This window comes from Trinickia sp. (assembly GCF_051954495.1).
In the GTDB taxonomy this organism is placed as follows: domain Bacteria; phylum Pseudomonadota; class Gammaproteobacteria; order Burkholderiales; family Burkholderiaceae; genus Trinickia.
Map to the genome: position 1 here is coordinate 1 of NZ_JBQCHR010000006.1, position 7420 is coordinate 7420.

Sequence of the window (7420 nt, forward strand, 5' to 3'; positions counted from 1 at the left end):
GATCTCAACTGCGCCTGAATCGCGTTGGCCGTATCGTCGAATACCAGGTGGTTGCTCCGACCGCCCGCCCGGTTGCCCTGATCGCCCACCAACTCGCGGCTGCGAATCCCCGTCAGCGCCCGCTGGTGCGGCAGCCGCCACGCCGGCAGATTCGACGAATTCATCACGCGGCCGATGACGAGAGGATGGTCAGGATTGCCGTCGACCCAACTTACGATCACCTCGGATCCGATTCGCGGTAGGGCGCTCATGCCTTGACTGCCGCCCGCCCAGCCGCTCGACACGCGCACCCAGGTTGTGTACTTGCCTTCTCGGTCCCAATGAAACTGAAGCAGAACACGACCGTACTCGTCCGTGTAGAGGCTTTCGCCGCTCGGCCCGACCACGGTCGCCGTCTGCGGCGCCAGAATGCGGGTTTGCACGCTGTTGTATCCCGGCATCGGCCGCCACCGCGTGCGTTTTTTTACACAGGTGAAGCGATTGCGGTAGGTCGCCGGTACGCCCACGCCTTGCAAGTAATTGTTCGTCGCCGTGTGGTGCGCGAATACGATCAGGTATTCGTCGTCGTGGCGCTTACCGCCGATCGAGCGACCGAAGTGATCGCGCAACTTAAACCAGCGCCCCGGCATCACATAGCGGCTGTTTCCGCTCGCTTCCCATTGCTGGGCGATTGCCTCGACGGCGTCGATACGTCGCCACACTTGCTCCTGGCCGTCGTCCGTGTTGCGATGCCCGTGTGCCCCAACGTACTCGTACCATTCGAACTTTTGCGCATTGGCGTCTTTCGATGCATCGGTTCGCGCATCGGCCAAGCCGCCGGTCCGTGCGTTCAGCGTCGACTCTTTGAAGTTGGCGCGCGCCTGCGCGATATGCGTGAACGTCGCTTGTTGAATCGGCGACCACTGCGCGATGCCGTCCGCTTCCCGAGAGCCTGCCTTGTCCTGATAAGGCATCTCGGGACTGCTGCCGTCGATCGCCGGCTCGGTGCGCACCGGATCGGACACGATCAGCTTGTGCTCCGTCTCCGTGTGCTCGTACCAGTAGCACAAGCCCTGGTGCTCCCAGCGCCGATGAACGTAATTGTGATCGTGCTCGTCGAACTGGCATGCCATCGTCATCGGCACGTCTTTCTCGTAGACCCGCCACTCCCACACAGGCAGCGTGCCGTAGTCTTCCAAGATCGTCGCCGTCTGGCCGCGTAGCGCCAGATCCAGGAACAAGCGATTGTTTTTGCGCAGCCTCAGGTATCGCATCCACGGGCCCATGTCGGCCTCGTAGAACGCGATCCCTCCGTCCGTTTTAACCAGCCGGAACGCAAAGACATAGCCGTTGAAATACCGGAAGCTGCCGTCGTCACGCAGCAATCGCACGCAAATCTGCTTGCCGACGAAATCGTTCGGATCGAGGTTGGCGTTATCGGACAGTATCTCGACAACGAATTGGAAATCGCGCGATAGTGACTCTTCGCCTTCCAGACGATTGATCAATAGGATGTCGTAAGGGGCGTCGCCCCGGGGGAACGAGAGCGTCAATAGACGCTTGTTCTGCATCCCCGCAGCGATTTTGCGCAGATCTTGGACAGACAAGTTGGTATTCATTGGCAAGCCCGACAGTTACGCCAATATTTGGAGTTTGGCGATTCTACACAGAACCTTGTGGCGAAAGAACACGAGTTCGGTGCGAATAACCATCTTTATCAAAGGCGAGAAAATATTTCCGAATGCAAAGCGGATGCACAGTAATCCAGTAATCATTACTCAGCGCTACTCCCTGCATTGAGTTCAAAGAAGCGGTTGCCCTCCCGTTATCGGCTCGCCGCGCCACAGGAGCGCCCCACTCGTGGACTTAACCATAAGCTGCACGAAGCTGTTGGCCGGCGCATACGGAGCGAAGTAGCGCTCCATGACGCCAGCGAACACCGCGACGCTGTTCGCAGCGAACAGTGCTTCGTCGATCGTCAATGTGATTTCGATTCCGCGCACCATGGCTGGCTGGGGCCGGCGCATCATGAGCGTCATGACCGACTTATGGCTCAGTCCCGTGATCCCGTCGACGTGCCGCGATGGCGCCGACGAGAGCACGGCAAACTGCTGGAAACTCTGCTTCAGGGCGGGCAGGCCCTCCTGCGTCAGCCGGAAGGCGTGCGTGGTCTGCTGGCCGATGAGCCTCCACAGTGCGCCATGTGTACGAGGCGCTCGCGTGACGGCAGTCGGAACGCTCAACAGCGAGATCTTGCCCTCACCGGGCGTCTTGCCCTCCAACCGCATGTCGCCTTCGGCGGCACCTATGCGCAACGAGCGAGGCAGATCGCCGTTCGAGCAAGTCACATCGGCCCACAGCGGGCCGATGTCGTCGCCGGCTCGTATCGCGCCGTCGGCATTCTCGAACGCAAGCGTAGCCGGTCGAACGGTATCCGGCGATGCAGGGCGCGCCCGTTGCAACAAGGTCCATCTCGGGCGAGCTTGACTGATGAGGGCGGTCAGCAGTTCGGACGATGAACTCAAAGCGACGCCCTGCGAGGTGCGAACCTGATCCACCTTCCAGATTTCCGTGAGCGAATCGTCCCGCCCCTGCGCCTGTATCGGCCATGCGCCGATCCCCGCATCGAATTTGAGCGCCACGCCCTGCTTTGCAAACAAGTTGACGACCGGCGTGCAAAAGAGCTTGAAATGGTCCGCCTGCACGTGGACCAATTGCTGCGCCACCCGCGAACTTGAAGGCACTCGCTCCACCGCCAGATGGAGTGTGAGTTGACTGCCCGGCGCCGCCAGGCGCAATCCGGCGAAGTCGATATCGACAAAATGAAAGCGTTGAGGAAACGCAAAATATTCCCCAAGCATCCCGAACGGTTGACCGGGCTCGTTCGCATCCGTGAAAAGCCAATCCTGCGGTCCAAAACCCACTCTCTTGACCGGATGTTCCGCAAGCCGTGTCCAGCGGCCGCCGCTGTCCTCGACATAGGCATAGGAGGTACGCAGTTGCAAGGTATCGATGAGCGCCGCAACCATCTGAGCCTGGCCGTCCACGTAGATACGCAGCGTAGACGGTGTCGCCACACCGAGGCTGCTGCCGGCCTTGACCGAAGCAAAGGTCACGGACAGCATCCCGCTCATCTCGGGCGGCAGCTTCACGCGCGACGGGACCGCCGGGGTAAGCGCGTACTGCGCACGCGCGATCCGCAACGGCGCCAGCACGACGTCATACGCCGTGCGGAAGCTGTACTGTCCGCTCTTGGTCAGCAGTTGCGTGCCACGCGCGACGCGCACGGATTCCGCCAAGCCGTCGAACATCCCTGCCGTGTCGAATTGCGCAATTGCGCACGACGGAAACGGGCGAAGGTATTGCGGATAGGTTCGGCAGATCAGCGACTCGGACAACTCGGGATAGTCGTCGTCGATCTTCATGCTGTGCCGGGCGTTCATCAGCGCAGTCGATTGCACAAGACGTTCGATGCCCGGATCGTCGGAGCGTCCGTCGCTGTTGATCGATAGGCGCGCGGCCGCCTCGGGGTTCCGCCTAGCGAAGCCTCGCATATCGCGGCGCAGGATCTCGAGTTCCTTTTCGTAGTAGTGCCGCAGCAGTTCGTCGTCGAAGTCGTCGTAGTCCGTACTCATCGGCAGCCCCTTGATTACGCGAGAATGAAATCGCTACTGCGCGGCTCGCAGCGCACGATCTCTTCGCCCGTATGCTTCGACACGACGATTAACCGAACGAAGCTGTTGATCTCGACGCAATATCCGAGAAATGCATTGATCGCCCCCACGAACGCCGCGATGCTCGCTCCAACAAAATGCCGCTCGTCGATGGTCAGGCGCATGTCGATGCCCTTTATCTGCGTCGCATACGGTTTGCCGGCCAACTCCACCACGGCTTCGTGCGACTCGACGCCGACGATCCCGTCGATGTGGCGAGACGACACCGTCGAGCGCCGCAAGTCGTATAACGCCAACACCGCTTTGAGCGCGGCAGCACGGATATCCGTCAGCGAGAGCTGATCGAGCGCCACGTGCGAGGCGAGCCGCAGGTGCAGGTGGTCGGCGCGCGTGAAGCGCTGCGTCTGCGTCGGCCGGCGCAGCATCGCGATACGCGGTGCCGGATCGCTTGCGATGCCGTCCTGCAGGAAGAGATCGCCTCCTTCAAGGCCAACGGCCAATCGCGATGGCAGGTCCCGATTCGTACACGTGAGTTTCATGCTCAACGTATCGGTCCGCGCGGCCGTCGGATCGAAATCGGCGTCCACCACGGAAATCTCCGTTTCGTAGCCGGGGCTCATTGCCGCGACCGCTTCGTCTCGGCGGGCAAACCAATAATGTCCGGCCCGCTTCTCGTCGCCGTAACGCTGCGTATAAAACGGACGCAATTCGATGATCTCGTCTCGCTCTTTCGTTTGGCGTACGAGCTGCACCGAATCGATCGAGTAAATGTCGTAGGCGCTAGCGTGCCCCGCGTCCGCCACGACCGGATACGCGACAGCATGGTGTGTCACGCGAATCGGTTCGCCGCGCCGGGGGAATAGGTTGACGACGGGCGTCGAAAAAAGCCTGAAATGCGCCGTCGATAGGGACTCCAGCAATCGTCCCGCATGCGGGTTGCCGTGGCCTTCTTTCAGGACTGCATGGAGCGTCACCCGTCGGCATGAACCCACCGTATCGAGCATCGCGCCGAGGTCGATATCGGCGAAGTCGAATTTCTCTTGGAATCCGAAATATTCGGCCAGCGGCTGGTAGGCCGGATGAGACCGCAAAGGATAGTCGATCAGCGTATCGTGCTCGCCGAAGCCGGCTTGTTTGATCGGCACGGTCCGCAGCGGCTGCCAACGGTCATCGCCCTCGGCCTCGACGTAGCCTGCCAGCGCATGAATGAAGAGACCGTCGGCCAGCGCGGCGATAAACGACGATTCGCCGTTCAAATGCAGGCGAATGGTGCGCAAATCGAGCGAGCGCAAATTGAACTGCGGTGCCGTCGATTCGAACGTAATGGATACGATCCCGGCCGCGTTGATCGGCAAAACGACAGGGGCGGCCGCTGCCGGCAGATAGCGCGCCTCGCTGATCGTCAAGGGCGCGAGCGTGACGTCGTATGCGGTTTTGAGGCGGCATTGAACGCCATCGATCGATCGGCTAACCACTTCCGTGCCCCGCGCAACCGTATAGGCCTGTTGCTCACCGGCGGCGAAATCGAAGGAGAACTGCGCGATCGAGCATGCCGGGAACGGCCGCAAATAGTGCGGATGCAAGTTCTCGAATAACGCCTCGACGCTATGCAGGAAGTCGTCCTTGGCCTTCTTGCCGATTCTCGCTTCCAGTAGCGCGATCGCCTGGATCGTCTGCTCGATGTACGGATCGTCGCTTTGCTCGCCCCTCGGCAAAAGCTGCCCCGCAATCTTGGGGTAACGTTGTGAGAAGTCCTCGGAATAACGGCGCAAAAACGATAGTTCGCGCTCGTAGTAGGGCAGCAATTCGTCCATCTTTCTCTCGGAATCTTGTTATGCCGTCGCCGGTGCCGACGAATACGTCGTGTTTTTCTAAGTCCGTTTGGGGCGTGCGCGCGCGACCGAATATTGCAGCGTGGACGGTTGCAGCATGGCATCGAAATTGACCGGCTCCGAAGCCGGATGCACGACCAGCATGGCCTTGATGGCAAAGCACAGCACACTCGTAGACTGCGCATTCACGTCCAGTTTGACCTCGACCTGCTGGAGCCTGCGTTCGTGGCGTTCGATCGCGCTGCGAATCGACTTGCAGATGGTCTCGCGGTCGTCGTGACTGGCGAGACTGAGCCCAGCGAAATCGTTGAGCCCGTAAGTGAGCACCGACCGCTGGCATTCGTCGAACCCCGCGAGGCGTTCGTCGGTATAGGTAATCCGGGCGTTTAGAAGCGACTCGATATGGCGCGCAACCGAGCCTTTGAGTTCGTCCAGCGACAATTGCCGCACCACTGCCGGCGCCGGCTGATGCGCGCCATCCCCGAATAATTTGTCGAGCAGACTAGGTTCGAAACGGCTCATTTATCTTTTTGAAAGAATCTTTAGTGAAGGCACCCTCTCAAGTGCGACGCGTATGGTACAGGACGAACCCCAATTCCCGTTGAAACGCCCGTCCCGCCGTCGAGGAAGTCGCAATCGTCCCGAAGCAATCGTCCCCTAAAACAAACTCCGTCGCCATTGCCTAAGGCAGAGAGTTGACAGCGCGCCGCCCTCTGTCATAGAGTGCGTCACTATGTGTTCGAACCTGAACCCCCTCCGAATTACCTCCGGCCGCCTAGCGCGGCCCCTATCGCTACGACTAGCGTAAGCCAGGCGTAGCGCCGCGCATTGTCCGCGCGGTCCTCCCGCAGCACCCCAAGCCGTTTCCGTTTCACCCCAAAGCCGCAGTTCCTTTTACAACCCGTAGTCGTCAGCATTCGGCCGAGTACCGCTCGGATGAATCGCGAAACCGCCGACGTGGCCGCATCGCGTCTCGGCATGACCGGCTAGCCGCTCGATCAGCCGCGTTTCGCAGACGACCCGACGAACCGAGGTCCGTCATGCTTCGCCACCCCGCCGCAAAGTACCGCCCCTTCCCTCCCGTCCAGTTGGCCGGGCGCAAATGGCCCAATCGAACGATCGAGCGCGCGCCCATTTGGATGAGCACCGATCTGCGCGACGGCAACCAAGCGCTGATCGAACCGATGAGCATCGCCCAAAAGCTCGAATTCTTCGACATGCTCGTGTCGATCGGCTTCAAGGAGATCGAAGTCGGCTTCCCGTCAGCCTCGCAAACCGATTTCGACTTCGTGCGCAAGCTCATCGAAGAGGCGCGCATTCCCGAGGACGTGACGATCGAGGTGCTCGTCCAATCGCGCGCCGATCTGATCGCGCGCACGTTCGAGGCGCTCGAAGGCGTACCGCGCGCGATCGTCCACCAGTACAACGCGATCGCCCCATCGTTCCGCCGCATCGTCTTCAACGCATCGAAAGAAGACGTCAAAGCGCTGGCCGTGGAAGGTGCGCGCCGGATCAAGGAAGAGGCCGAGCGTCGGCCCGACACGCACTGGATCTACGAGTACTCCCCCGAGACGTTCAGCATGACCGAACTCGCCTTCGCCCGCGAAGTCTGCGATGCGGTGAGCGGCATCTGGCGCCCCACGCCGGCCAGCAAGATGATCGTCAATCTGCCTGCGACGGTCGAAGCCGCCACGCCGAACGTCTTCGCCGATCAAATCGAATGGATGGACCGCAATCTGGCCTATCGCGACAGCATCGTGCTCTCGGTTCATCCGCACAACGACCGCGGCACCGCGGTGGCCGCGGCCGAGCTTGCGCTCCTGGCCGGCGCCGATCGGATCGAAGGCTGTTTGTTCGGCAACGGCGAACGCACCGGCAATGTCGATCTCGTCACGCTCGCACTCAATCTCTATACGCAAGGCATCGATCCGCAAC

The 7420-nt window shown here is 60.8% G+C and carries 5 protein-coding genes; 1 reads left to right on the plus strand and 4 read right to left on the minus strand.

Annotation, left to right across the window (positions count from 1 at the left end; genetic code table 11):
- The 4 genes from ACTHNR_RS00275 to tssE form a co-directional block, all read right to left on the minus strand.
- Nucleotides 1-1598: type VI secretion system Vgr family protein (locus ACTHNR_RS00275; protein ID WP_440545374.1), on the minus strand; the 1598-nt coding region annotated here is incomplete at its 3' end.
- Nucleotides 1599-1781: 183 nt separating this feature from the next.
- A complete protein-coding gene (gene tssF / locus ACTHNR_RS00280; protein WP_440545375.1) occupies nucleotides 1782-3614 on the minus strand; it encodes a type VI secretion system baseplate subunit TssF in 1833 nt (610 codons plus the stop codon).
- Between the two features lie 14 nt (nucleotides 3615-3628).
- A complete protein-coding gene (gene tssF, locus ACTHNR_RS00285) occupies nucleotides 3629-5467 on the minus strand; it encodes a type VI secretion system baseplate subunit TssF (RefSeq protein ID WP_440540055.1) in 1839 nt (612 codons plus the stop codon).
- A gap of 57 nt (nucleotides 5468-5524) precedes the next feature.
- Complete coding sequence (gene tssE / locus ACTHNR_RS00290) at nucleotides 5525-6007, minus strand: type VI secretion system baseplate subunit TssE (RefSeq protein ID WP_440540056.1); 483 nt, start codon at nucleotides 6005-6007, stop codon at nucleotides 5525-5527.
- A 518-nt stretch (nucleotides 6008-6525) separates the two neighbouring features.
- On the opposite strand from tssE, the gene ACTHNR_RS00295 reads away from it, so the two are divergent.
- Nucleotides 6526-7420: 2-isopropylmalate synthase (locus tag ACTHNR_RS00295; protein WP_440545376.1), on the plus strand; the 895-nt coding region annotated here is incomplete at its 3' end.

What these genes read in the sequence shown, in the direction of transcription:
- tssF (WP_440545375.1), bottom strand. Translation starts at nt 3,614, where the DNA reads ATGAGTACGGACTACGACGACTTCGACGACGAACTGCTGCGGCACTAC.
- tssE (WP_440540056.1), bottom strand. Translation starts at nt 6,007, where the DNA reads ATGAGCCGTTTCGAACCTAGTCTGCTCGACAAATTATTCGGGGATGGC.
- tssF (WP_440540055.1), bottom strand. Translation starts at nt 5,467, where the DNA reads ATGGACGAATTGCTGCCCTACTACGAGCGCGAACTATCGTTTTTGCGC.